25 protein-coding genes are annotated in these 22,344 nt (G+C 63.1%); 18 read left to right on the top strand and 7 right to left on the bottom strand.

The features are described 5' to 3' along the window. Positions 1–93: 93 nt before the first annotated feature. Positions 94–1,179 carry a class I SAM-dependent methyltransferase gene (locus MRY80_RS00790; protein WP_293286934.1) on the bottom strand — a complete coding sequence of 362 codons (1,086 nt, stop codon included), beginning with the start codon at positions 1,177–1,179 and terminating at the stop codon, positions 94–96. A gap of 36 nt (positions 1,180–1,215) precedes the next feature. Then, positions 1,216–2,424, bottom strand: coding sequence for an NAD(P)/FAD-dependent oxidoreductase (locus MRY80_RS00785; RefSeq protein WP_293286932.1), 1,209 nt, complete (start codon positions 2,422–2,424; stop codon positions 1,216–1,218). Between the two features lie 124 nt (positions 2,425–2,548). On the opposite strand from MRY80_RS00785, the gene MRY80_RS00780 reads away from it, so the two are divergent. Continuing rightward, positions 2,549–3,607, top strand: coding sequence for a helix-turn-helix domain-containing protein (locus MRY80_RS00780; RefSeq protein ID WP_293286930.1), 1,059 nt, complete (start codon positions 2,549–2,551; stop codon positions 3,605–3,607). On the opposite strand, the gene MRY80_RS00775 is transcribed toward MRY80_RS00780, so the two are convergent. Next, positions 3,593–5,713, bottom strand: coding sequence for a S9 family peptidase (locus MRY80_RS00775; RefSeq protein ID WP_293286928.1), 2,121 nt, complete (start codon positions 5,711–5,713; stop codon positions 3,593–3,595). The genes MRY80_RS00780 and MRY80_RS00775 overlap by 15 nt on opposite strands. 256 nt (positions 5,714–5,969) lie before the next feature. Here MRY80_RS00775 and MRY80_RS00770 point away from each other — a divergent pair, with 256 nt between their 5' ends. From MRY80_RS00770 to MRY80_RS00720, 11 genes are all read left to right on the top strand, one after another. Then, complete coding sequence (locus tag MRY80_RS00770; RefSeq protein ID WP_293286926.1) at positions 5,970–6,605, top strand: glutathione S-transferase family protein; 636 nt, start codon at positions 5,970–5,972, stop codon at positions 6,603–6,605. A gap of 146 nt (positions 6,606–6,751) precedes the next feature. Further along, entirely contained in the window at positions 6,752–7,117 is a 366-nt protein-coding gene (locus tag MRY80_RS00765) for an SH3 domain-containing protein (protein WP_293286924.1), read from the top strand. 149 nt (positions 7,118–7,266) lie between these two features. After that, positions 7,267–8,376: a cytochrome c peroxidase gene (locus MRY80_RS00760; RefSeq protein ID WP_293287217.1), complete on the top strand. Its 1,110-nt coding sequence runs from the start codon at positions 7,267–7,269 to the stop codon at positions 8,374–8,376. A gap of 259 nt (positions 8,377–8,635) precedes the next feature. After that, positions 8,636–10,993, top strand: a complete 2,358-nt coding sequence (locus MRY80_RS00755) for a putative monovalent cation/H+ antiporter subunit A (RefSeq protein ID WP_293286922.1) — start codon at positions 8,636–8,638, stop codon at positions 10,991–10,993. A gap of 1 nt (position 10,994) precedes the next feature. Further along, positions 10,995–11,414 carry a Na+/H+ antiporter subunit B gene (locus tag MRY80_RS00750; RefSeq protein WP_293286920.1) on the top strand — a complete coding sequence of 140 codons (420 nt, stop codon included), beginning with the start codon at positions 10,995–10,997 and terminating at the stop codon, positions 11,412–11,414. After that, positions 11,414–11,791 (top strand): Na+/H+ antiporter subunit C, encoded by a 378-nt coding sequence (locus MRY80_RS00745; protein WP_293286918.1) that lies wholly within the window; start codon positions 11,414–11,416, stop codon positions 11,789–11,791. The genes MRY80_RS00750 and MRY80_RS00745 overlap by 1 nt, the downstream gene beginning before the upstream one ends. A 19-nt stretch (positions 11,792–11,810) precedes the next feature. Next, entirely contained in the window at positions 11,811–13,391 is a 1,581-nt protein-coding gene (locus tag MRY80_RS00740; protein ID WP_293286916.1) for a Na+/H+ antiporter subunit D, read from the top strand. Further along, positions 13,388–13,861 (top strand): Na+/H+ antiporter subunit E, encoded by a 474-nt coding sequence (locus tag MRY80_RS00735; RefSeq protein WP_293286914.1) that lies wholly within the window; start codon positions 13,388–13,390, stop codon positions 13,859–13,861. Before MRY80_RS00740 ends, MRY80_RS00735 begins: the two co-directional genes overlap by 4 nt. Beyond that, complete coding sequence (locus tag MRY80_RS00730; RefSeq protein WP_293286912.1) at positions 13,861–14,262, top strand: cation:proton antiporter; 402 nt, start codon at positions 13,861–13,863, stop codon at positions 14,260–14,262. The genes MRY80_RS00735 and MRY80_RS00730 overlap by 1 nt, the downstream gene beginning before the upstream one ends. A gap of 12 nt (positions 14,263–14,274) precedes the next feature. After that, positions 14,275–14,616, top strand: a complete 342-nt coding sequence (mnhG, locus tag MRY80_RS00725; protein WP_293286910.1) for a monovalent cation/H(+) antiporter subunit G — start codon at positions 14,275–14,277, stop codon at positions 14,614–14,616. Positions 14,617–14,814: 198 nt separating this feature from the next. After that, the gene (locus MRY80_RS00720; protein WP_293286908.1) at positions 14,815–15,228 is read left to right on the top strand and encodes a MucR family transcriptional regulator; all 414 of its coding nucleotides are present in this window, start codon (positions 14,815–14,817) and stop codon (positions 15,226–15,228) included. 39 nt (positions 15,229–15,267) lie between these two features. Here the strand turns inward: MRY80_RS00720 and MRY80_RS00715 are convergent, their stop codons facing one another. After that, entirely contained in the window at positions 15,268–15,582 is a 315-nt protein-coding gene (locus tag MRY80_RS00715; protein WP_293286906.1) for a hypothetical protein, read from the bottom strand. A 196-nt stretch (positions 15,583–15,778) separates the two neighbouring features. Between MRY80_RS00715 and MRY80_RS00710 the strand changes: the two genes are divergently transcribed. Then, positions 15,779–16,240: a helix-turn-helix domain-containing protein gene (locus tag MRY80_RS00710; protein ID WP_293286904.1), complete on the top strand. Its 462-nt coding sequence runs from the start codon at positions 15,779–15,781 to the stop codon at positions 16,238–16,240. Then, entirely contained in the window at positions 16,233–17,051 is an 819-nt protein-coding gene (locus MRY80_RS00705; protein WP_293286902.1) for a DUF6456 domain-containing protein, read from the top strand. The genes MRY80_RS00710 and MRY80_RS00705 overlap by 8 nt, the downstream gene beginning before the upstream one ends. Positions 17,052–17,053: 2 nt before the next feature. Here the strand turns inward: MRY80_RS00705 and MRY80_RS00700 are convergent, their stop codons facing one another. Together MRY80_RS00700 and MRY80_RS00695 are read right to left on the bottom strand one after the other, a co-directional pair. Then, entirely contained in the window at positions 17,054–17,479 is a 426-nt protein-coding gene (locus tag MRY80_RS00700) for a SufE family protein (protein WP_293286900.1), read from the bottom strand. A gap of 63 nt (positions 17,480–17,542) precedes the next feature. Next, positions 17,543–17,914 carry a DUF5330 domain-containing protein gene (locus MRY80_RS00695; protein WP_293286898.1) on the bottom strand — a complete coding sequence of 124 codons (372 nt, stop codon included), beginning with the start codon at positions 17,912–17,914 and terminating at the stop codon, positions 17,543–17,545. A gap of 73 nt (positions 17,915–17,987) precedes the next feature. Here MRY80_RS00695 and MRY80_RS00690 point away from each other — a divergent pair, with 73 nt between their 5' ends. The 3 genes from MRY80_RS00690 to MRY80_RS00680 are packed head-to-tail and all read left to right on the top strand — an operon-like array spanning position 17,988 to position 21,088. After that, on the top strand, positions 17,988–19,844 hold the full coding sequence (locus MRY80_RS00690; protein ID WP_293286896.1) for a HAMP domain-containing sensor histidine kinase: 1,857 nt from the start codon (positions 17,988–17,990) through the stop codon (positions 19,842–19,844). Between the two features lie 4 nt (positions 19,845–19,848). Beyond that, entirely contained in the window at positions 19,849–20,712 is an 864-nt protein-coding gene (locus tag MRY80_RS00685) for a peptidoglycan-binding protein (protein WP_293286894.1), read from the top strand. A 16-nt stretch (positions 20,713–20,728) separates the two neighbouring features. Next, positions 20,729–21,088 carry a DUF1491 family protein gene (locus MRY80_RS00680; protein ID WP_293286892.1) on the top strand — a complete coding sequence of 120 codons (360 nt, stop codon included), beginning with the start codon at positions 20,729–20,731 and terminating at the stop codon, positions 21,086–21,088. A 5-nt stretch (positions 21,089–21,093) separates the two neighbouring features. Here the strand turns inward: MRY80_RS00680 and MRY80_RS00675 are convergent, their stop codons facing one another. Beyond that, positions 21,094–22,023 carry a DUF2336 domain-containing protein gene (locus MRY80_RS00675; RefSeq protein WP_293286890.1) on the bottom strand — a complete coding sequence of 310 codons (930 nt, stop codon included), beginning with the start codon at positions 22,021–22,023 and terminating at the stop codon, positions 21,094–21,096. A gap of 116 nt (positions 22,024–22,139) precedes the next feature. Between MRY80_RS00675 and MRY80_RS00670 the strand changes: the two genes are divergently transcribed. Continuing rightward, positions 22,140–22,325, top strand: coding sequence for a hypothetical protein (locus tag MRY80_RS00670; protein WP_293286888.1), 186 nt, complete (start codon positions 22,140–22,142; stop codon positions 22,323–22,325). Positions 22,326–22,344 lie beyond the last annotated feature (19 nt).

Here is a 22,344-nt window from a genome sequence, read left to right as displayed (position 1 = left end):
ATTTTGACGCAGCTTCTCCTGTCCTCTCCAAGGGGACCACTCTGGAGAGGCAGACGGCCGGAAGCGTTGCCTCCGGCCATCGCGCATCTGTCGTCAGGGCGATTTCCGGCAAACGTACCAGACATTGAGCGGGTCGTGTTCGAAGCGATGCATCGCCGCGTCCTTGAAGCCGGACTGGGCGAGCATCCGCTTCGCCGTCTCCCATCCCCACATCGTGCCGAGACCTTCACCGCCCTGGCCGAGCGAGACGGGCGTGCAGTGCAGGCATGAGGCCGTGTAGAGGAAGGCTGCGAACGGAAAGTCCAGATTGTTCTCCAGACTGGCCGATCCGCCGATATCCTGGACGAGATAGGTGCCGCCGGCGCGCAACGCGCCATGGATGCCGTTCAGCAGCCCCTGCGGATCCTTCTGGTCATGGATCGCGTCGAACGAAGTGATGAAATCGTAGCTTTCCGGTTCGTCGAATCCTGTCAGGTCGCGAACCTCGAAGCGGACGTTGTCCAGCCCGGCTGCGGCCTTGCGACCGGTCGCAAGCGCGTCCTCGCACAAATCGTAGCCAGTAAAGCGGCTGGCCGGAAAGCGCTTCGCCATTTCGACCAGGGCGATCCCGGAGCCGCAACCGGCGTCGAGCACGTCGATACCCGCCTCGAGACGTTCGGTCAGACCCGGCACCAGCGGCAGGATCGCGTCGAAGAGACCGGCGATCACGGTCATCTCGCTGTCTTCCGACATGATGCGGTGAAAACACGGATAGTCGTGATAGCAAAGCCCGTCGCCGGTCTCGAAGCACTCGAGGATCTTCTCCTGAACCGAGCCGGCCATCGAGACGAACTGCGCATAGACGGCAAGATTGCCGAGCGGGGCAGCGCGGGTGAGGCAGGCGGCATGTTCGGCGGGTAGCTGATAGGTCCGCCGCGCCGGGTCATAAACGACAATGCCGCCTGTCACCATGACGGCGAGCCATTCACGCACATAGCGCTCGGCCAGCGCGGCATGATCGGCGATGTCCTGTGACGTGGCCGGGGGCATGTCGGCCAGCAGGTCGAACAAGCCAGTGCGATGACCGATCGACACCATGATCGAGATGGCCCCGGAATTGATGATGCTTCCGACGGTTTCGGCGAACGCCGCCGCCTCGGTCATGTCGGGTGTGGATTGCGTTTCAAGCGGGAGTGACATGGGTTTGATCCTTTCCATGGTCGGGTTGGTCGCCGATCATTCGGCGGGGTTGAGAACGGGCGCCGGCCCGCGAAGGTTGAGGAGTTCGTGCCGCGGGGACGCGGCCAGGCATTGCGAGATCGCCTCCGCCATCACAGGGCTGTTCTTGCTGGCGGCGCGGAAATAGCCGCTCATGCGAGGCGCCATGCCGGCGAACCAGAGCCCGGGCTGGCCGATCGCCGCGCCGTCGGTACCGGCCTGCGGATAGCCGTGGTCCGACAGGACGCCGAGGTGGTCGAGCAGGCCGTGCAGCCCTGTTCGGTATCCGGTCGCCGCGATCAAGATGTCGGGTTTCAGTCTCCGCCCGTCGGAGAGGATGACGGCGTCCTCCTCGAAGCGGTCGATCGCAGGCACGATGGACGCCTTGCCCGCCTTGAGCGAGGCTATGAAACCGTTGTCGATCGCCGGCGAGACACCTTCGGCGAGCAAACGGCTGGCGCCACCTTTGCGGACCGGGAAGCCGAAACGCTCCAACCTGCCGAAGGCGAGCCGCTCGGTGTCGAATAGCAGCCGGTCCACGAGCCAATTCGGCAGCGCGTCCATGATCGGCGCGGCAAGCTGCATCGGGAAACCGAGCAGGCGCGAGGGCACGACCACCGATCCTTGCCTGACTGCAACCGAGAGCGAGCGGGTGTCGACGCCGGCGAGGTGATTGAGGACGTCGGAGCCCGAATTGCCCGCGCCGACGACGAGCACGTCCAAGCCGGCGTAGCGCGACACGTCACCGAGTGCGGCCGAGTGAATCAGTTCGCCGCGCCAGCGTGCCCTGCCGGGCCAGTCGGGAATACGAGGGGTGTTTTCCTTGCCGGTGGCGAAGATCACATTGCGCGCCCGCACCGGGCCCGCGTCGGTGGTCAGTTCCCAATCGTCCCCGCATCGGTCCAGCCGTTTCACGGCGGTGCCGAACCGGATGTCCGCGTCTGTCTGCGCCGCGTAGCGTTCCAGATAGGCAATGATCTCATCGCGAGAGGGAAAGGCCGGCCCGTGCCTGGGCAGGGCGTAACCGGGCAGGCTCGACAGCCTGCGGTGCGTGTTCAGGCGCAGTTGCGGATGCCGGCGTTGCCACGGTGCGGCGATTTCGGTTTCCTTCTCCAGGATGACTGCGCGGATGCCCTTGCGCTTCAGTTCCCAGGCGAGACTGAGGCCGGACAGTCCGGCGCCCACGATGACGGCATCATGAGTGCCGATGGTTGGCGGTGTGTTCATTCGAGTTCTCCAACAGGGGTGGTTGCTGCCGCCTAGGCGGTGTGCGCTCTGTTTGGAGAAGGACGGCTCGGGGCGTGAGATCGAATCTGGACAGAAACGGTCCGTTTGTGACAACGATGGCCCCATGGCCGACGAAAACACGAAGGCACGGATCCGCACCGCGATCCTCGCACTGCCGGAAACGACCCCCACGGCGATGTACGGGATGTTCGAAATCCTGTCCTCGGTCGGAGTCGTCTGGCAGCAGGTGATGGGCGACGGGCAGGTGTTCCCGCGTTTCGAGGTCGAACTCGTGGCGGTCGACGATCAGCCCTTCTGCACGCTGGTGGGCGTGCCGGTAACGCCGGGGCGATCGGTCGTGTCGGATGACGTGTTCGATCTCGTCATCGTCACCGACATAGACATCCGCCCGGACTGCGATCCGCGCGAGGCCTGGCCGGAGGTCGCCGAATGGCTGTCCCGCCAATACGCGGCGGGAGCGACGATCTGCTCCGTCTGCACGGGCGCGGTGCTCTTGGCGAGAGCGGGATTGCTCGACGGCATCGAGGCGACGACGCACTGGATGGCGGTCGGCATCATGACTCAGTGTTTCCCGGGCGTGCTGCTGAGGCCGGAGAGGATACTGCAGCCGGCGGGCAAGGAGCACCGGATCATCACGGCCGGCGGCATGTCGGCTTGGCAGGACCTTCTCCTCTACTTGATCGCCCGCTATGCCGGCGAGGAGGAGGCGCGCCGCGCGGCGAAGGTCTATCTGCTCGGCGACCGCAGCGAGGGGCAACTGCCCTTTGCTGCGATGTTGCCGCGCCAGCACGAGGACGCGGTGATCGGCAAGTGCCAGGAATGGGTCGGTGCCCACTACGACGATCCTGCCCCAGTCGCCCGGATGGCGGCGCTGTCCGGCCTGAACGAGCGGACCTTCAAGCGGCGCTTCAAGGCGGCGACGGGCTTCGCGCCGATCGATTACGTGCAGTCACTGCGTGTCGAGGAGGCCAAGCATCTCCTGGAGACGAGCGACATGCCGACGGACCAGATCGGCCGTGAGGTCGGCTACGAGGAACCGGCCTTCTTCCGCCGATTGTTCAAGCGGAAGACCGGCACCACGCTCGCGCGCTACCGTCAACGCTTTCGCCGCACCGCCACGACCGGTACCGGACGTGAGCCGGACAGGTCATTGCCCGGCTGATCCGGTCACCTTCAGCGCGAATGCATAGCCGAACGCGATCTCCTCGAGCCGCGAGAAGCGGCCCGACGCGCCGCCATGGCCTGAATCCATGTGCGTCTGGAGCAGGAACGGCCCCGCCTCGGGGTTCAGCGCACGCAGCTTGGCGATCCACTTCGCCGGCTCCCAATAGGTGACGCGCGGATCGGTCAGGCCGGCAACGGCGAGGATGGACGGATAGGCGGCCTTGGTGACGTTGTCATAGGGCGAATAGGCCGCGATGGTCCTGTAATCGTCCGGCGAGGCGATCGGGTTGCCCCATTCGGGCCATTCCGGTGGAGTCAGCGGCAGCGTGTCGTCGAGCATCGTGTTCAGCACGTCGACGAAAGCCACCTCGGCGATGATCCCGCCGAAGGCGTCCGGCGCCATGTTGGCGACCGCGCCCATCAGCATTCCGCCGGCCGAACCGCCCTGCGCGACGATGCGGTCCGCAGATGTGTATTTTTCCGCGGCCAGATGGCGGGCCACGGCGACGAAATCCTTGAAGGTGTTCTGCTTGGCGGCGCGCTTGCCGTCTTCGTACCAGGCGAACCCCTTGTCCTTGCCGCCGCGAATATGCGCGATCGCGTAGACGAAGCCGCGATCGGCAAGCGACAGGCAGTTCGTGTTGAACGAGGCGGGGATCGAAATGCCGTAGGAACCGTAACCATAGAGCAGGCATGGCGCCGATCCGTCGAGCGGTGTGTCCTTGCGATGCAGCAGCGTGACGGGCACTTGGGCGCCGTCGTGCGACGGTGCGAGGATGCGCCGCGTGACATAGTCGTCGGGATCGTGGCCCGACGGCACTTCCTGCGTCTTCAACAGCGCGCGCTCGCGCGTCCGCATGTCGTAGTCAAAGACCTGAGAGGGCGTCGTCATGGAGGAGTAGGAGAAGCGGATGACGTCGGTGTCGTATTCGTAGGACCCTGCCAGCCCGAGCGAATAGGCTTCCTCCTCGAAGGCGATGGCATGTTCCTCGCCGCTTGCCCGATCCTTCACGACGATGCGCGGCAATCCGTTCTCGCGCTCCAGCCAGACGACGAAATTCGCGTAGGCCTGCACCGAGAGGATCAGCCGGCCCGGCTTGTGGGCGACGAGTTCGGTCCAGTTCTCCTTCTGCGGCGCGTCGACCGGCGCGGTCATGATCTTGAAGTCCTTGGCGCCGTCGGCATTGGTCAGGATGAAGAAGACGTCGCCGCCCGAGTCCATCTCATATTCCACGCCGGTCTCGCGTTTCGCGACCAGGACCGGCGCGGCCAGCGGATCGTCGGCGCGCAGCAGCAGATATTCGCTGGTCTCGTGGTCGTGGATGTTGATGTAGACGAAGTCGTTCAGCCGGCTGCCGCCCGCGCCCATGAAGAAACCGGCATCGGGCTCCTCGAAGATCAGGCGGTCCTCGGACTGCTGCGTGCCGAGCTTGTGGTAATAGAGCTTCGACGGGCGGTGATTGGCGTCGAGCTTGGCGTAGAACACGCCTTCGCAGGCCGCGTCCCAGACACCGCCGCCGACCGTGTCCGCGATGTCGTCGTCGCTGTCGGCCAGCGTCTCGAGGTCGCGCACACGCAGGCGGAAGAACTCCGAGCCCTTGTCGTCATAGCCCCATAGCAGCTTGGAATGGTCCGGCGAATGATCCGCCGCCGAGATGCGGAAATAGGCCTTGCCCTCGGCTTCCTCGTCGCCGTCGAGGATGATCGTCCGCTGGTCGCGTAGCGCCTCTGCGGTCTTGTCCCGCGGCATGCGCTCGAAGCGCGGCTGCTGGCCGCCCTTCTTGTAGGACGATCCGTAGGCCCATGGCCCGTCGGGCGAGGGGACGGCGGAATCGTCTTCCTTGATGCGGCCCTTCATCTCCTCGAACAGGACCTTCTGCAGGTCCTTCGTATCCGCCATCAGGGCGTCCTGATAGGCGTTCTCGGCCTCCAGATGCGCGCGGATGTCCGCGTCGAGAACGCTCGTGTCCTTGAAGACCTCCTGCCAGTTGTCGGCACGCAGCCAAGCGTAATCGTCCGTGCGGGTGATGCCGTGGCGGGTGTCGGACACGGGACGTTTGTCGGCGAGGGGCGCCGTTTGCTGGGTCTTGAACGGGCTGGGCATCGGGCCTCCGGTATGCGGCTTTGCGGATTGATCGGGAGCCGAGGGCCGGGCAAGGCGGTGGTCGGCGCAAAAGGCTTTCCGCAGATGTATCGATTGACGGGCCGACTTCAACCCCGCCGCGCGACCGGGTGCGAAATGACGATGACGGGCGCGCTCCTGACAGTCGTGTCAGGAGGGGTTCCAGCGGCACGAAATCGCCGTTGCGCGCTGGCGCCCGCTTCGGTTGTATGCGGCGAACCGTTCCAGGAGATCCTGCATGACCGAGAAGATCCAGTTCTACACCAATCCGATGAGTCGCGGGCAGATCGCGCGCTGGGCGCTGCACGAGGCTGGCGCCGATTACGACGAGCACATTCTCGGTTACGGACCCGACATGAAACAGGCGTATCGCGACATCAATCCGATGGGCAAGGTGCCGGCGATCGTCCATGACGGCCGCACGGTCACCGAGGCCGCCGCGATCTGCCTCTATCTGGCGGAAGCGTTCCCGGATGCAGGGCTGCTGCCCCAAGGCCTGTCTGAAAAGGCGGACTATCTGCGCTGGAGCTTCTTTGCGGCCGGACCTGTCGAACAGGCAGTCACCACCCACGCCTTCAAATGGGACGAGGGGCTCGATCCGCAGTCATACGGTCGGCTGGGCTTCGGCAATTACGACCTCACGGTCGAGGTGCTGTCGGGCTTTCTGAGGGACCGGGCCTATGTCTGCGGCGACCGGTTCACGGCCGCCGACATCTATGTCGGCTCACAGGTCGTCTGGGGGCTGGCCTTCGGGCTGCTGCCGAAGCGCGATGAACTGGCCGCCTATGCCGAGCGATTGCGGGGCCGCGACGCCTACAAGGCGGCGAGAGCGATCGATGACGCCCATGCCGCCAGGATGTACGCGGCGAAATAGGCGCGCCGACGCCGTGGCGTCGCCCGGCATGTGCGCGGCGTCACGGCATGAACGCGGACTGAACGGCATGATCGGGGCCGGTTCAGCAAGGGGCTGATAGATCGAAGGCAACGATAGAAGCCCCTCGTCCAAGTCCGGAGGAAACCATGAAACTGAAATCCATCCCGATCGCGCTGGCCGTCACGGTTGCAGCCCTTGCCACCAGCCTTCCGTCGAAGGCATCCGTCTTTCACGCTTGGGAAGTCACCAACGTGCCGTGGGGCGATGTCCTCAACGTCCGCCGCTGGCCTGCCTCCTATTCGCAGATCGAAAGCGCTTATCCCAACGGCACCGTCCTGTCGCTGACCGGCCGCTGCAAGGGCGGCCTGATGCTCGATGACATCGCCCATCTGACCGACTGGCAGAAGCGCCAGGTGGTTCGCTACAAATGGTGCGAAGTCTGGCACGATCCGGCCAATAGCGGCCAGTGGCAGACCGGCTGGGTCTATATGCGCTACATGCGTCCGCATTGACCCGATCGCACACGCTGCCCTCCCGGCGTCGGCAGGATTGACTTGGATCAATTCTGCCGGACAATGCCCGGCGTAAACATGACAAATCCAGTCATAAAAGGGGGCGTGCCGTGAGGCGCATCGCGATCGCAACTGCTCTTGCGCCGGCCATGGCCTGCTTTCTCGCCATTGCGGCGGCGAGCCAGACGGAAAACGTGCCGCCGGCGACGCTTGAGGCGCTTGGCGAGGCCCTTTTCTTCGACACCAACCTCTCGGCCAACCGCACCCAGGCTTGTGCCAGTTGCCACGACCCGGAATTCGCGTTCACCGATCCGCGCGGCATGGCGTCTCCGGGCGACGACGGCGTCTCGCTGGGCGACCGGAACGCGCCGACGGCGGCCTATGCGGCCTTCTCCCCCGAATTCCACCGCAACGACGATGGCGACTGGGTCGGCGGCCAGTTTCTCGACGGCCGTGCCGCGACCCTGGAGGAGCAGGCCGGCGGTCCGCCCCTGAACCCGATCGAGATGGGAATGCCGGACAAGGCGGCAGTGGTTGACCGGCTGCGCGAGAACCCCCTCTATCCGGCCGCCTTCGACGCGTTCTTCGACAATGGCGTTCTCGACGACCCGGAGGCGGGCTATGACGCGATGACCCGCGCGATCGCGGCATTCGAGCGTACGGAAAGCTTCGCGCCGTTCGATTCCAAATACGACCGCTTCCTGCGCGGGGAGGCGAAACTGACGGATCAGGAGGAACTAGGGCGGGTCCTGTTCTTCTCGCAACAGTTCACGAACTGCAACCTGTGCCATCAGCTCGCAACAAGCGCGATTGACCGACAGGAAACCTTCTCGGATTACCGCTTTCACAACATCGGCACGCCGGAAAACCTGGCGTTGCGTGAGACGAACGGCGTCGAACCGGGAACGGTGGACGACGGTCTCCTGGCCAATCCGGCGATCGACGACCCGGGCGAACGCGGCAAGTTCCGCACGCCGACGCTGCGCAATGTCGCGGTGACAGGGCCTTACATGCACAATGGCGTGTTCGAAGACCTGCGCACGGTGATCCTGTTCTACAATCAGTACAACACCAAGTCCGAGACGCGTCGGATCAACCCGGAGACAGGCGAAACATTTGCGCCGCCGCCTGTACCTGACACGCTCGCGGTGAAGGAACTGACCCACGGTCCCGCCCTTGACGACAAGCGCGTCGATGCCCTTGTCGCGTTTTTGAAGACCCTGACCGACGCGCGATACGAGCACCTGCTCGACGAGTAGCGGCGACCGGCGGTCAGGCGATGTTGCCGAAGCGGGGCGAGGGAGCGGTTTGCGAATCGCCGGGTGCCGTGTGGCGAATTGACGCTTCTGTCATGCATCTTTTCGGGCCGACCGGCTTGAAAGGCGAGAAAAGTGCTTGAAAACCGGTTTGTTTCACCTGCCGACCTCTTGTGCTTCGCAACAATCCGACCTAGGTCCGCATCTCATGAGCTCAGCGCTGCCTGTTTTCTTTCCAGACTGAGAGGGTGCGTCCCTTGTTATGACGTTTTACGCGCTCTTTCTTCCCTTCATCGCCGCGTTGTTCGCGCCGATCCTGACCCGTTATCTGAAACACAACGCAGCATGGGTGCTGGCCGCCGCTCCGGCGCTGCTCTTCGTGCATTTCCTCGGCTTCGCCGACGGCGTGGCCCACGGTGAGCGCTTCACCGGCGGCTATCCGTGGATCCCGTCGTTCAATGTCAATTTCTCCTGGCTGATTGACGGGCTGTCTCTGACATTCGTGCTGCTGATAACCGGCATCGGCACGTTGATCGTGCTTTATGCCGGCGGCTATCTGAAAGGCCATCGCCATCAGGGCCGGTTCTTCTCCTTCATCCTGATGTTCATGGGCGCGATGCAGGGGCTTGTCCTGTCGGACAGCTTCCTGATGCTGTTCGTCTTTTGGGAACTGACCTCCATCACCTCTTTCCTGCTAATCGGCTTCAACCATGCCGAGGAGCGCTCGCGCCGCTCCGCGATCCAGGCGCTGGTGGTGACAGGGCTGGGCGGTTTGTCCCTGCTGGCAGGCTTGCTGATCATCTGGAACATCACCGGCGTCAGCGAGATGTCGCTTCTGCTGTCGACCGGCGATCTGCTGCGCGACAGCCCGTTCTTCATCGCCGCATTCGTTCTCGTGCTTGGCGGCGCGTTCACGAAGTCGGCGCAGTTTCCGTTCCATTTCTGGTTGCCGAACGCCATGGAGGCGCCGACGCCGGTTTCCGCCTACCTTCATTCCGCCACCATGGTGAAGGCCGGCGTGTTCCTGCTGATGCGGCTCAACCCGGTGATGGGCGAGACCGCGGCATGGGAGACCGTGCTGCCGATCTTCGGCGGTTTCACGCTGATCGCCGGCACGCTGCTGGCCGCGCGCCAGACCGACCTGAAGCTGATGCTCGCTTACACCACCATGGCTTCGCTTGGTCTGCTGGTGATGCTGACCGGCTTCGGCTCGGAAAAGGCCGCCGAAGGCGCGGTGCTCTATCTGATCGCTCATTCCATGTTCAAGGGCGGCCTGTTCATGGTCGCCGGCAATGTCGATCACGAGGCCGGAACGCGCGACGTCACCAAGCTCGGCGGGCTCGCCCGCGCCATGCCGGTCACCTTCCTCGCCGCATTGTTTGCCGCGATCTCCATGGGCGGTCTGCCGCCCTTCGTCGGCTTCCTCGCCAAGGAAGAGATCTATGCCGGCCTCGCCCATGGCGACACCTGGTCGATCATGATCACGATCGTCGCGATCGCCGGCAACGCCCTGATGTTCGTCATCGGGTTTGCCGTTGCGCTGAAACCGTTCCTGGGACCGAAGGTGGAAACGCCGAAACACGCCCATGAAGGGCCGGTCCTGCTCCTGGCCGGGCCCGCGATCCTGGCGCTTTGCAGCCTGTTCGCCGCGCTGTTTTCCGGATGGTTCCACGAGTATTTCTCAGGCCCGATGGCAAGCGCGGTCATGGGACATGAGGCGCACATCACGATCACGATCGTTCCGCATCTGGGCCTCGCCTTCTACCTGTCACTGCTGACGATCGTGCTTGGCGTCCTGCTCTATCTCTCGCTTGCGCGCCTTCGCGCGGCCATGGCCGGGTTGCTGGAGGCGATCGGCTGGGGTCCGGACCGGGGCTTTGACCAGGCGATTGTCGGCATCGTGAAGTTCTCCGTCGCCGTGACGAAGACGATCCAGAACGGCCGGCTCGAGTTCTACATCACCGCCACCTTCGTGATGCTCGCCGCCGCCATCCTCATTCCGATGGGTATCGCTGGCGACTGGCCGGACGCCCTCGCGTTCCCGAAGCTCTATTTCTACGAATGGCTGCTCGTCCTCATCGCCGTGCTTGGCCAATTTGCGGTGATCTGGGCGAAGAACCGCCTGACTGCGATCGTCTCGCTCGGCATCCAGGGCTTCGCCGTGGCGGTCTTCTTCATGCTGATGGGCGCGCCGGACCTGTCCTTCACTCAATTCATGGTCGAAACACTGTCGGTGGTCATCCTCGCCCTGGCGATGACGCGACTGCGCCTGTCGCCGCAAGACCATCGTTCGCCGTTCCAGATGGTGCTCGACGGAACGATCGCCACCGCGACGGGCGGGGCGCTGACGCTTCTGCTGCTGCGCGTTCTTGAGACCGATTTCGATGCGTCGCTGACGGAGTTCTTCAACACCTATTCCTACCAGATCGCGCATGGCCGAAACATCGTCAACGTGATCCTGGTCGACTTCCGCGGGATCGACACGTTCGGCGAGATCGCCGTGGTGATGACGTCGGGTCTCGCCATTCTGGCCCTGATCCGCGTCCTGCCGCGGCGCTCGCGCTCGTCGTCGAGCGAGCCGCCGGCGCCGGCCGGCGAAGCAGCGGGAAAGATGGCCTGACATGCGCACGCTGATTTTCCGCACCATCGCGCCGTTCCTGTCGAGCCTGATGATCCTGTTTTCGGTCTTCGTTCTGTTGCGCGGCCACAACCAGCCTGGCGGAGGTTTCATCGGCGGCCTGATCGCCGCCTCCGCGCTGGCGATCTACGGTATCGCGTTCGGCGTCTCGCCGGTGCGGCGTGCCATCCGGTTTCACCCGATGGCGCTGTCGGGTTTTGGCCTGTTGTTGGCCGCCATCGCGGGCATGCTGTCGATCTTCTCCGGCGTGCCGTTCCTGACCGGTCTGTGGGTGACCCCGACATTCTTCGGCGTCCCGATCGCCCTTTCGACACCGATGTTGTTCGACATCGGCGTCTACTTCGTCGTGTTCGGATCGATCACCTCGACCGCGCTGGCGCTTGAGGAAAGGGAGCGCGACTGATGGAGACAGCGATCGCCATCATGACGGGCGTCTTCTTCGCCACGGCATTCTACCTGATGCTGTCACGCCACATCATCCGCATTCTGCTCGGCGTGGCGATCCTCGGAAACGCGGTCAACCTGACCATTTTCACGACGGGTCGGATCACGCGCGAAGTGCCGCCGATCATTCCCGATCATGCGGCCATGCCGGAGGTGGCCATCGCCAATCCTCTGCCGCAGGCGCTGGTCCTGACGGCCATCGTGATTTCCTTTTCCTTCTTCGCTTTCCTGCTGGTGCTCGTTTTCCGCAGCTACCAGGAGCTTGGAACCGACGACACCGACGAGATGCGCGATGCCGAACCGCGCGACGAGCCGGCGCCGCCGCTTGGCTACTGAGACGCAAGACTGAGACCCCATGGCCGGACAAACCCAAATCAATGTCGATCTTGCCGAAGCGATGGTGACGACTGCGCCGCCGCTCGCCGATTGGCTTGTGGTCGCGCCGCTGGTGATCGGCTTCGTCTTCGGCGCTTTGTGCCTGATGATGCGCAAGGACACGGGCCGCCAGCCGGCCATCGCCATCACCGGACTGGCCCTGATGCTCGCCGCCGATATCGGCCTGTTCTGGCATGTCTGGCAGAATGGCACCGTGGCGATGACCATGGGACGCTGGCTGCCGCCATTCGGCATCACCTTCGCCGCCGACATGCTCGGAGCAACCTTCGCCCTCGTCGCGGGGATCGTCGGCCTGGCGGGTGGCGTCTATGCGCTGGAGGACGTGAACCAGACCGGGAGGCGCTACGGTTTCTATCCCTTCCTGCTCTTGATGATGGCGGGCGTTACCGCGGCGTTTCTGACCGGCGACATCTTCAACCTCTATGTCTGGTTCGAGGTGCTGTTGATCGGCTCCTTCGGGCTTTTGGTTCTCGGCTCGGAGCGTGAGCAGCTCGACGGAGCGACGAAATATGCGCTTCTGAACCTCGTCGCCACCACGCTGTTTCTGCTCGCCGTCGCCTATCTCTACGGTACGCTCGGCACGCTTAACATGGCGGACATTGCCCGAAAGGTGGCGGAGCGACGTGACGCCGGGCCGCTTTTCACGATCGCAGCGATGTTCCTCTTCGCATTCGCCATGAAGGCGGCGGCTTTCCCGGTCAATTTCTGGTTGCCGGCCTCCTATCACACCCCGCGGATCGTCGTGTCCGGCCTGTTCGCCGGCCTCCTGACCAAGGTGGGCATCTACGCGTTGCTTCGCATCTTCCTGATGCTGTTCGAAGTCGAGCGCGACCTGCTCGCCGGCACGATCGCGGTGGTGGCGGCCGCGACCATGGTGCTTGGCGCGATGGGTGCACTGGCCCAAAACGACATTCGGCGCATGCTCGGCTATCTGGTCATTTCGGGCATTGGCATGATGCTGGCCGGTCTCGCACTGGGCAGTCGCACGGGTCTCTCGGGCGCGGTGTTCTACGCAGCCCATTCGATGGTCGTGATGACAGCGCTCTATTTCCTCGCCGGGATCATGGGGGAGCGGATGAGGGGCTTCTCACTAAGGGAAGCGGGCGGGCTTTATTCACAGGCGCCGTGGCTGGCGGGCGTTGGCCTGGTCCTTTTCCTGGCGGTCTCGGGCCTGCCGCCCTTCTCTGGCCTCTGGCCGAAGGCGTTTCTCGTCAAGGCATCGCTCGACGTCGGGGCCTGGTGGCTCGCCCTGGCCATCCTTGTGACAGGATTGCTGACCACGATCGCTGTGGGCCGGACTTTCGCCTTCGCCTTCTGGCGCGAACGCCAGGTCCCGGATGACGAGACGCCAGCACCTGCAAGCAGCAAGGCTGTGGTTGGCTCGCTGCTTGGCCTGACCTTCCTCACGATCGCCGTGGGTTTCTACCCCGAGCCTTTCGTTCAGGTCACGGACCGCATCGCGGGTGAACTCCTGTCGCCGCAGGCCTATGTCGACTCGGTCTTCCCGACGGGCGCAATCGAGAGCGAGGTGCAGCCATGAACCTCTACCTTGTCAATGTCCTGATGGCCTTGGTTTGGGCCGCAGTGACTGGCTCCTTCAGCCTGATCAACGTGATCTTCGGTTTTGCGCTCGGCGCGCTGGCGCTTTCGCTCATACGCGAACAGGTTGGCTCGATGGGCTATTTCTCGCGTGCCTGGCGCGTGGGATCGCTGATTGCTCTGTTCATCTACGAACTGGTCCTGTCCGCCTGGCGCGTCGCGAAGCTTGTGCTCAAGCCGAACATGAACCTCAAGCCCGGCATCTTCGCCTACCCGCTCAAGGTGGATCGCGATTTCGAGATCACGCTTCTGGCGAACCTGATCACGCTGACGCCCGGTACGCTGTCGGTCGATGTGTCCGACGACCGCCGTTATCTCTACGTCCACGCGCTGGACTGTTCTGACCCCGATCAGGCCCGTGAGGACATCGCCGACGGCTTCGAACGCAAGATATTGGAGGCATTTCGCTGATGTCGTCTGCGGACTTTCTCTATATCGCCGTTCACGTCGCGCTGGCCTTTCTGTCGGTCACCTTCCTCGTCACCGTCGTCAAGGTGATATACGGGCCGACGCTGCCCGACCGGATCCTGGCGCTCGACATGCTGGTGGCCGTCGCGATCGGCTTTATTGCCGTTCTGGGCATCAAGACGGGCTACACGCTCTACCTCGACATCGCCATCGCGCTCGGCCTCGTCGGCTTCCTCGCCACTGTCGCTTTCGCGCGCTTCATCCTGGCGCGTGGCCGCATCGAGGAGGCGGAAGAGGGGCGTCCGAGGCTGGTGTCCAACCCGCGTGCGGGAATCTCGCTGTCGCCGGAAGGTGGCGCCCGCAGCGACGCTTCTGAGAAGACAACTGACGCAGGGCGCACATAGGAGGCGCAGGGCATGGAAACCGCAATCAATGTGATCGCAGGCCTGTTAATACTGGCCGGAACTTTCTTTGCATTTGTCGCCGCGGTCGGTTTATGGCGTTTTCCTGACATTTATTCGAGGATGCATGCAGCTTCCAAGGCCGGTACACTTGGCTCGGGACTCGTTTTGCTTGCGCTCGCTGTTCACGCCGGTGACACCGCCACAGTGAGCCGTGCACTGGCCGGGATCACCTTTTTTCTTTTGACCGCCCCGATTTCGGCGCATCTGCTTGCCAAGGCAGCTTACGTCGTAGGTTATGAGCTGGCGAAGTCTTCTGTATTGGATGAAATGAACGAATCAAAACGCAATGTATGAGTGCGTTTATACATCCTAAGCGTTAGTTCATTAGAAATTCCTAGCAATTGCAACCTTTGGTTGCTGAAAAGGGTGATGTTTTTTATTGTTTGTTTCCAACTTGTTGTGATAGATGTCACATATGGTTTGGGTTGAATAACCAGATTCGGCGCGACTAAGTAGGCGCCGTCAAAAACAACAAAAAAAGGACTATACCATATGACAGAGAATGCAGGGCAAAATGATCTTTTGGCCGAGCTGACAGCGGATGTTGTCTCTGCTTATGTGAGCAACAATCCGGTTCAGGCGGCGGATTTGCCCGGGCTCATCTCCGAAATCCATGTGGCTCTCGGCAAGACGCTTGGCGGCGTCGTCGAGGAAGTGCAGGAGAAACCGCGCCCGGCGGTCAATCCGAAGCGTTCGGTCACTGACGACTATATCATCTGTCTGGAAGACGGGCAGAAGTTCAAGTCGCTGAAGCGTCACCTCATGAGCCATTATGGCATGACGCCGGAAGAATATCGCGAGAAGTGGGGCCTGCCGGCCGACTATCCGATGGTCGCTCCGTCCTACGCGGCGCAGCGGTCGAAACTCGCTCGTGAAATGGGCCTCGGCCGCAAGCGCGGCAAGTGATCGTCTTTCTCTCGCGGAAAGATTCCAAAAGCCGCGGCCTCAATCGCGGCTTTTTCTTTGCCCTTTTGTCTTGTTCGCGCGTGACGAGAGTTCAGTGACGAGGCAGTCGCGAGCCACTTTCAGGGCGATGTGCCGGTTCAGGTCGTAGGACCAGTGGCGTAATAGGCTCTTGCTGTGTTCGCGGCGTAACGCAATGTCAAATCCGTCGATCCATGTGCCGAGATCCTGGGGTGTTGCGTGTGCGAGCTGAGCGCGCGTAGCGCGGGCCAGCACCAACAAGTCTGCAGGCCGGCTCGCCAGCCGGCAGGCTGCAACCTTGCGGTTCGACGGGACGTTTGATGACGCACTGTCCATGACGCTTTCTCTCCTGTGCGGCTCTTGCGTCTGAGCCTAGGGGCGGTCGCGACCTGTTGGATAAGCGCTCGGCCACATCGCACCTCTTGCATCCAAAGAGGCCCGGAATTCCGGGGATGCTGGCCCCGAATTGAGAAAATCTATTCAACAACGTCTTTTCCGTTGTAGGAATAAAATCCTATTACGGAGAAGATGAATGCCAGATGCACTCGCTGATATTCCACTGGGCGTCGATTGCGCGGTCATGCGCGAGTCGACGTGCCGAGACTTCGACGAGACCGGCAGGACGCGGAGGGCCGCGCCTGTCGCCACCGTCAGCGATCCGGCGACAGCCAGCGCCATGTGCGACGGCATCATCGATCTGATTGCGATCTTCTTCAATGTGAGCGGCCGCCAGCTGCGTTCGCCTCACAGGACGTCCAGGCCGGTCTCTCGGGTTCGCCAGATTGGCATGTATGTCGCTCACGTCACGCTCGGAATGAAGATGACGGCCGTCGGAACGGGTTTCGGGCGTGACAAGAGCACGGTGGTGCATGCCTGTCACACGATCGAAGACATGCGTGACGACGAGGATTTCGATGTGATTGTCTCGCGCGTCGAGAGGCTCATCAGCGTGGCGTTCTCGCTGGACCACCACGCGGTGCGCGCCGATGACTGACCGAAAGGCAGAAAAGCGCGTCTTTCGTTTCCTACGGTTGTTGGCGAAGGCGCCCGCCAGGTTGCGTGAAACGGGCGATCCGGTAGTCAAGTTGCTCGAATTCCCGGGCGAGCGGTCCGTGCGGTGCCGAAGCGCCGATATCGAAGCCATGGCGCGGATGGATAGCGTTGCAATCTCGACTCGGGGCGATGATCGATGGATCTGGCTGACCGCGTCCGGACGTTCGGCCGCTCGGCGGGCCGGCGCCGTAGATCTTGCTGATCAGCACCGCGTTCTACGGCAAGCGCATCTGGAGATTGAAGGTCACAGCGAAAGCGTCGTGATCAACATCGCTGAATCACCGCTCGCAGCACTTGCGCGACTGCGGCATGCGAAGGGCCAATCCTGGCTCGACCGCGCGGAATTGGCGGCGGGGGAGAGGCTGCGGGTGGATTTCGAGCAGGCCATGCTTCAGCCGCGCGTCACGGCTTCGTGGGATATGTCGCGGGTCGCCCGGTCCGGCTCGAGTTCGGGAGGCGCTGCAAACGATCTAACGGATCGGGCGCTCGCAGCGCGGCAACGGGTGAACGCGGCGATCGAGGCGGTCGGTCCTGACCTGGGCGGGGCCCTTGTTGACATCTGCTGCTTTCTCAAGGGCTTGGAACAGGTCGAGCGGGAGCGAGCATGGCCGCGTCGTTCGGCGAAACTGATGCTGAAGACGGCGCTCGGCATGCTCGACAGGCACTATCACCCGCAAGCGACGCATCGGCGTCGTTCAGGCAGGATCCTGCATTGGGGAGGCGAGGGCTATCGGCCGAACATCGTGAGCTGAGGTCAGGCGGCCTCGGCAGCAGCGCGGGCTTCATCCTTCATCCGGGCGACCATCGCACGCAGTCCGTTGGAGCGCTGTGGCGTGAGATTGTCCTCAAGTCCCAGCGTCTTCAAGAGGGCCGCGGCGTCGAACCCGGCGATTTCCGAGGCTTTGCGACCCGACATCGCCGCGATCATGATGGCGACGAGGCCGCGAACGATATGGGCGTCGGAATCCCCGCGAAACGACACGACCGGATCGTCGGCGCCTTCCACGGTGGAGGCGAGCCACACCTGGCTGACGCAGCCATGCACCTTGTTCTCTGCCGTCTTCTCTGCATCCGGCATGTCAGGCAGGCTGCGCCCGAGTTCGATCACGTAACGATACTTGTCCTCCCAATCGTCCAGAAAGGCGAAATCGTCTTGGATCGTTTCCAGGTTCGGGAGCATGGCTGGCGCCTGATGGCTAGCGTTGGCAACACCGGCGACGAGAGCCGGAACATGGCACGCTACTTAGTTGGAGCCTTCATTCGGGACAAGGGCCGCCGGCCGGGGTGTGAGTTCGTCGGTCGCCGTTTCCTGCTTCATCGATGGATGACCATGGCGGAACATGGAATAGGCGATGACGAGACCCTCGCGTGCCCTTGAGCCGGCGTATGAGAAGAGCTCTCCGCCGGTCTCGCACACATCCGGGCGTCGATCGCAAATGCCCCTTATGTCGGAGACCGCTTCGCCAACGACCGCAGCGACCTTGAACGGGGAGGGGGCGGGCGCGGCGTCGGGCGACCTGTCGGCGGCCGCATCCCGGTAGGCAGCCGGAACGAAGGCGGGCAAAACCGCCAGGCCGATGAAGCCGAGTATGAACATCCTGAAGAGAAAACGCATTGTTTTCCACCAAACCCTGTCTTTGGACAGCAATCCCTGTGCATCGATACGATAGTGGTGATTGGGAGTTTGAGTGGCAATTGCGGGGGATTTGAGCCGGATTTTGCTCAAATTGCACACAAGTGCGAAAAGTGACGTTGGATCAAGCGGTTGGTGGCTGAACCGTCCGTTAACCATAACGTCAAATCTGGGCCTCCTGCAGCCTCCTTCGGGCGATTGTGAAGGCAATCCTGCGTCGCCGGGCGGTTCGCTTATCCATTCATTAAAGGTGAGGTGCGATTCTGGATCTGCGGCGTCGTATGCCGTTCAGACCGCTTCGCGAGTGTATGAGTTGGCGTTTCTGCGTAACATCCAAGACCGATATGAAAAGGCGCTCCAGGATCTGGCGCGACGGTCGGTTGCTGCCGTCCGAAATCCGGCCATCGACGGTGACGCCATGTCCGTAGTCATCGCTGAGAAGCTGATCGCCCTTGCCGCCGGCGCGGCGCTGGTTCTCGCACCCGCGACCATCGCGCTCAGCGGTCTCGGTCTGCCGGGCAGCTATGGCGCCGCGACTGCGATCGCACTGACGCATGTCGCTATCCCGTTCCTCGCCCTCGGCTGGCTCAGCATCAGTCAGACCCCGTGGAAAGCCGGATTGTTTGCCGTCGCCAGTTGGAGCGCACTTGCCGGCGCCTTGGTCGCCGTTTCGCCCTCGCTCGCGCTGTTGAGCGGACTCATCCTCTTCCTGGTCGTTGCGCGAGGCGATACCACGACTCGTATCCGTATGCTGTTGGCGAACGAGCCGACCGGTGAGGTGGATTCGGAGACCGTCGAAACAGACACGCGTATTGAATTGACGCGCGATGGCACGGTCGCGCGTGCGATTGGGGAAATGGCGAGCCAGATACGGTCGCGCCGTCCCTTCATCGATCATGTTCATCTGGCCGACCGGATCGCCTTTCTCGAGACGCTCGCCGACGTGTCGAAGACGCGCAGGACGTGCGCGGATCTCGAATTGCGCCTCGATCTGGCGGCACCGGGCGAACCGCAATCCTTCCAGTCGCTCGCCGTCGATATCGCACCGAGCGGCGAGGGCGTCACCCTGACCCTGAAGAAGGCCGCGCCACAGCAGGAGCAGGTGGAGGTCGGCCCGTCCGACATGCAGAAACGGTTTCTCGCCACGGTCAGCCATGAATTGCGTACACCGCTCAATTCGATCATCGGCTTTTCGGACATTCTGCGCCGTGACATCTTCGGATCGCTCGCCAATGACCGCCAGCGCGAATATGTGAACCTGATCCACAGTTCCGGCGTGCACCTCCTGAACGTGGTGAACACGATCCTCGACGTGTCGAAGATCAATGCCGGCACCTATGCGATCCATCGCGAGCCCTTCGACCTGGACACTGTGGCGCAGGAATGCGTCTCGATGCTGCAGCCGCAGGCCGGTGCGAAGGGTGTCAGGCTGGAATTGGTCTCCACCGCGCCGATCGAGCAGGCCGATGCGGATCGACGCGCGATCAAGCAGATCGCGATCAACCTCTTGTCGAACGCCATCAAATTTACGGATTCAGGTGGCCTCGTCTCGCTGACGACCGAGCGGTGCGACGATGGCTTTGTGCTTTCCGTCTGCGATACGGGCATCGGAATGTCCGACGCGGAACTGGGGATTATCGGCGCGCCATTCGCCCAGGTCGACAACGCCTATACGCGCCGTTGCGAAGGCACCGGGCTTGGTCTTACGGTTGTCAGCGGTTTGGTTCAGTTGCATGGCGGGTCGCTTGATGTGAAAAGCAAGCCCGGCGAGGGCACCGAAGTGCGAGCGTTCATCCCCAAGGGCGAGGATGGTGACACCACCGCTCTCGAAACCGGGGCCAGCACCGCTTCGGTGGCGCGCGTCGGGAAGCAGAACGGGACGAACGGAAGCATCGTCCGACTGGCAGGATAGGGAAATGACGGTTCTTTTGGTGTTGCGCGAAACGGCAGAAAACCTTGGCGGTGTCATCGCGGCCAACCCGACGGTTGCGGGCGGTGCTACGGCGCTCTGCGTTGCCATGACGTTCTTCACGGCCAACGCCGTCTATTTCCAGGAACAGCAGCATCCCTCGGCCTTCTTCGCGACCAGGCCCGCTCTGGTGGCACAGGCTCCTGCACCGAGGGCCGCGGCACCGGCCCCTCAGCCTTCGGTGACGCGTTTCGCAACGAGCGAGCCGGCGCCGTCGGCTGATACGCGTCCGATCATCCCCGCCGTTGCCCCCGTGCCGGAAATCCGACCGGAGCGCGAAGTGGCTGCCAACCTTGCCGCTCCCGAGACCGACACGACAGTCGCGGGGATTCAGGAGCTCCTGGCGAAGCTCGGATATTATCAGGGCACGATCGACGGATTGCGCGGACCGGTGACGGATTCGGCGATCGAGACTTACAAGCAGAAGGTCGGGCTGCGGGGCATCGAACTGAGCGAAGCCGACCTGATGACGTCGCTACGCAACAATCTCGGCGTGACGGCGGCCATCCCCGAGAAGCGATCAACTGCCGAGGAGGCGGACGTGTCGCAGCTCGTGGCGGAACTGATCGAGAGCGCTGCCAGCGGAGACGGTGCGGTTCCGCTTCCGGACCGCATCCCGTCTGCCGACGTCGTCAAGGTGCAGGCAGCGTTGCGCGCCTTCGGAAACACGGACATCGTCGTGGACGGTATCGCCGGCGAGCAAACCGAACTCGCCATCCGCGAGTTCCAGGCGCTTTTCCAACTGCCGGTGAACGGCGAAATCGACGGCACGCTGCTCGACAAGATGCGCACCGTTGGCCTGATCCAGTAGCGGACGGCAAGTTATCGTGACCAGCCGATTGACATCGGCCGTGTTCGTCTCGGCCCTGATCCGCAGGGTCAATGGCGAGGGCGGCTTTTCCGCGATTCTGCGCCGCGGCGCGGAGGCGGCGGGCGCGATCTTCATCTGCGTGCCGGCGGGCGCTGCAGGCGGCACTACGCTCTACGCGCAGGCGCCGCAGAGCATCGCGGCCGAGCGTGACCACCCGGCCATCGGAGGCCGCCTCTTCGAGCGCATCGGTGAAGCATTGACCGAAGAGCAGTTGAGCGAACGCTTCGCGCGCGAGGCACGATTTGATCCGGATTTCTGGGTTGTCGAACTGGAACTCTTCGGCCGGCAGCCGACGGAATACTTCGATGTGGCGTGATCGCCTCAGGCGACCTTCGCCATCGGCCCCGGTTTCTCGCCTCCAGCGACGCCTCGGTCGTTGGCGGGCAGGGCCTCCCTTGCGAGCGCCAGCAAATCGTCGCTGCGCCAGTCCCAGACCTTGTGAACGCATTGCTCGATGGTGACCTCATCGAACACAGTCTTGAAACGAGCGATCACGGCGGGGTCTTCCGCCAGTTTTGGGGCGAGCGCGGAGAACAACTTCACGCCCTGTTCAGCCGTCGCGCCCAGGAATTTCAGCATGTAGATCAGGTTGCGCGAGGTCGGGTTGTCGCAGAGCCCCTTCGCGCTCACGAGCGTGATGGCAATCGCGTCGGCGACCGCCGTGCGCAGCACGCCAGGGTTCGGATCTTGGGCCGCGATGACGAGGTCATCCACGGAGATGTCGTTGAAGCCGCGGGCGTGGGCGGCGATCTCGCCGTGAAGCTCGTGTCGAAAACGATCGAAGGCCTCGGCCTCCTCGGGCGGCAATGCCTTGTCGAGGCGCTGGCGAAGGTCCAGCGCGCGGTCCACGCCTTCGTTCGCGATCATGCGAAGGGCGTTGACGATCGGAGTGGCGAGGTCGCTGCGCCGTGCGATGGCGCGGGCGTGTTCGGCGCCATGCTGGGAGAGAATGGCCATGAGCTCGGCGTCGGAGAGACGCTTGCTGCGCGTCAGGATCGGCGAACAGATGGCGACCGGGAAATCACATAGCGCGAGCAGGAGCGGCTTCGGAGCGCTCTCATTGGTGGCAAGCAGCGCGGCAATCTCGCGCCGGCTCTTGTCCGCGATCGCCTGAAGGAGCGGGAGCACCAGATCGGAGAGCCGTGTCGCGTCCGTCTTGGAGGGGCGCGGCGCCGCGCAGAACTCGCGGCAGGCGGTGACCGCGATGGCGTCACCAGCGGACGGTTCGGAAGTTCGGGTCATCTGCGTCATGGCCAATCGTCGCTCCGTTTCGACACAGCCACGACCGTAACGACGAAAACGTTAGCAAGTTGTTAACCATGAGCTGTCACGTCTTTTGATGTCGCAAAATGAGCGAGGAAAAGAACATGGCACAGGTTGTCGCGTTCCCGGCCTTCGTTCCGCGTACCGATCCGGCGGCCCGAAAGGCAAGCCGGAAGGATGGAGACGGCCGATTCGGCAAGGTGATTGTTTTCACCGGCGTTTGGCATGAACAGACCGGGCGCAAGGATGCGGCCGAAGGGCAGGACGAGGCCGGCGAGCCGAGACAGTAGTCAGGCTGCGTTTGAACCG

The organism is Oricola sp. (genome assembly GCF_022763245.1).
Classification (GTDB): Bacteria; Pseudomonadota; Alphaproteobacteria; order Rhizobiales; family Rhizobiaceae; genus Oricola.
Note: the sequence above shows the minus strand (reverse complement) of the source record. Positions and strands in the feature narration are given on the sequence as shown.

Excerpts from the sequence above, each read along its gene's own strand:
- MRY80_RS00775 (WP_293286928.1), bottom strand. The coding sequence starts at position 5,713 with ATGCCCAGCCCGTTCAAGACCCAGCAAACGGCGCCCCTCGCCGACAAA.
- MRY80_RS00750 (WP_293286920.1), top strand. The coding sequence starts at position 10,995 with ATGCGCACGCTGATTTTCCGCACCATCGCGCCGTTCCTGTCGAGCCTG.
- MRY80_RS00675 (WP_293286890.1), bottom strand. The coding sequence starts at position 22,023 with ATGACGCAGATGACCCGAACTTCCGAACCGTCCGCTGGTGACGCCATC.
- MRY80_RS00790 (WP_293286934.1), bottom strand. The coding sequence starts at position 1,179 with ATGTCACTCCCGCTTGAAACGCAATCCACACCCGACATGACCGAGGCG.
- MRY80_RS00735 (WP_293286914.1), top strand. The coding sequence starts at position 13,388 with ATGAACCTCTACCTTGTCAATGTCCTGATGGCCTTGGTTTGGGCCGCA.
- MRY80_RS00705 (WP_293286902.1), top strand. The coding sequence starts at position 16,233 with ATGACTGACCGAAAGGCAGAAAAGCGCGTCTTTCGTTTCCTACGGTTG.
- MRY80_RS00715 (WP_293286906.1), bottom strand. The coding sequence starts at position 15,582 with ATGGACAGTGCGTCATCAAACGTCCCGTCGAACCGCAAGGTTGCAGCC.
- mnhG (WP_293286910.1), top strand. The coding sequence starts at position 14,275 with ATGGAAACCGCAATCAATGTGATCGCAGGCCTGTTAATACTGGCCGGA.
- MRY80_RS00695 (WP_293286898.1), bottom strand. The coding sequence starts at position 17,914 with ATGCGTTTTCTCTTCAGGATGTTCATACTCGGCTTCATCGGCCTGGCG.
- MRY80_RS00700 (WP_293286900.1), bottom strand. The coding sequence starts at position 17,479 with ATGCTCCCGAACCTGGAAACGATCCAAGACGATTTCGCCTTTCTGGAC.
- MRY80_RS00765 (WP_293286924.1), top strand. The coding sequence starts at position 6,752 with ATGAAACTGAAATCCATCCCGATCGCGCTGGCCGTCACGGTTGCAGCC.
- MRY80_RS00745 (WP_293286918.1), top strand. The coding sequence starts at position 11,414 with ATGGAGACAGCGATCGCCATCATGACGGGCGTCTTCTTCGCCACGGCA.
- MRY80_RS00685 (WP_293286894.1), top strand. The coding sequence starts at position 19,849 with ATGACGGTTCTTTTGGTGTTGCGCGAAACGGCAGAAAACCTTGGCGGT.
- MRY80_RS00710 (WP_293286904.1), top strand. The coding sequence starts at position 15,779 with ATGCCAGATGCACTCGCTGATATTCCACTGGGCGTCGATTGCGCGGTC.
- MRY80_RS00740 (WP_293286916.1), top strand. The coding sequence starts at position 11,811 with ATGGCCGGACAAACCCAAATCAATGTCGATCTTGCCGAAGCGATGGTG.
- MRY80_RS00760 (WP_293287217.1), top strand. The coding sequence starts at position 7,267 with ATGGCCTGCTTTCTCGCCATTGCGGCGGCGAGCCAGACGGAAAACGTG.
- MRY80_RS00730 (WP_293286912.1), top strand. The coding sequence starts at position 13,861 with ATGTCGTCTGCGGACTTTCTCTATATCGCCGTTCACGTCGCGCTGGCC.
- MRY80_RS00780 (WP_293286930.1), top strand. The coding sequence starts at position 2,549 with ATGGCCGACGAAAACACGAAGGCACGGATCCGCACCGCGATCCTCGCA.
- MRY80_RS00770 (WP_293286926.1), top strand. The coding sequence starts at position 5,970 with ATGACCGAGAAGATCCAGTTCTACACCAATCCGATGAGTCGCGGGCAG.
- MRY80_RS00785 (WP_293286932.1), bottom strand. The coding sequence starts at position 2,424 with ATGAACACACCGCCAACCATCGGCACTCATGATGCCGTCATCGTGGGC.
- MRY80_RS00670 (WP_293286888.1), top strand. The coding sequence starts at position 22,140 with ATGGCACAGGTTGTCGCGTTCCCGGCCTTCGTTCCGCGTACCGATCCG.
- MRY80_RS00720 (WP_293286908.1), top strand. The coding sequence starts at position 14,815 with ATGACAGAGAATGCAGGGCAAAATGATCTTTTGGCCGAGCTGACAGCG.
- MRY80_RS00755 (WP_293286922.1), top strand. The coding sequence starts at position 8,636 with ATGACGTTTTACGCGCTCTTTCTTCCCTTCATCGCCGCGTTGTTCGCG.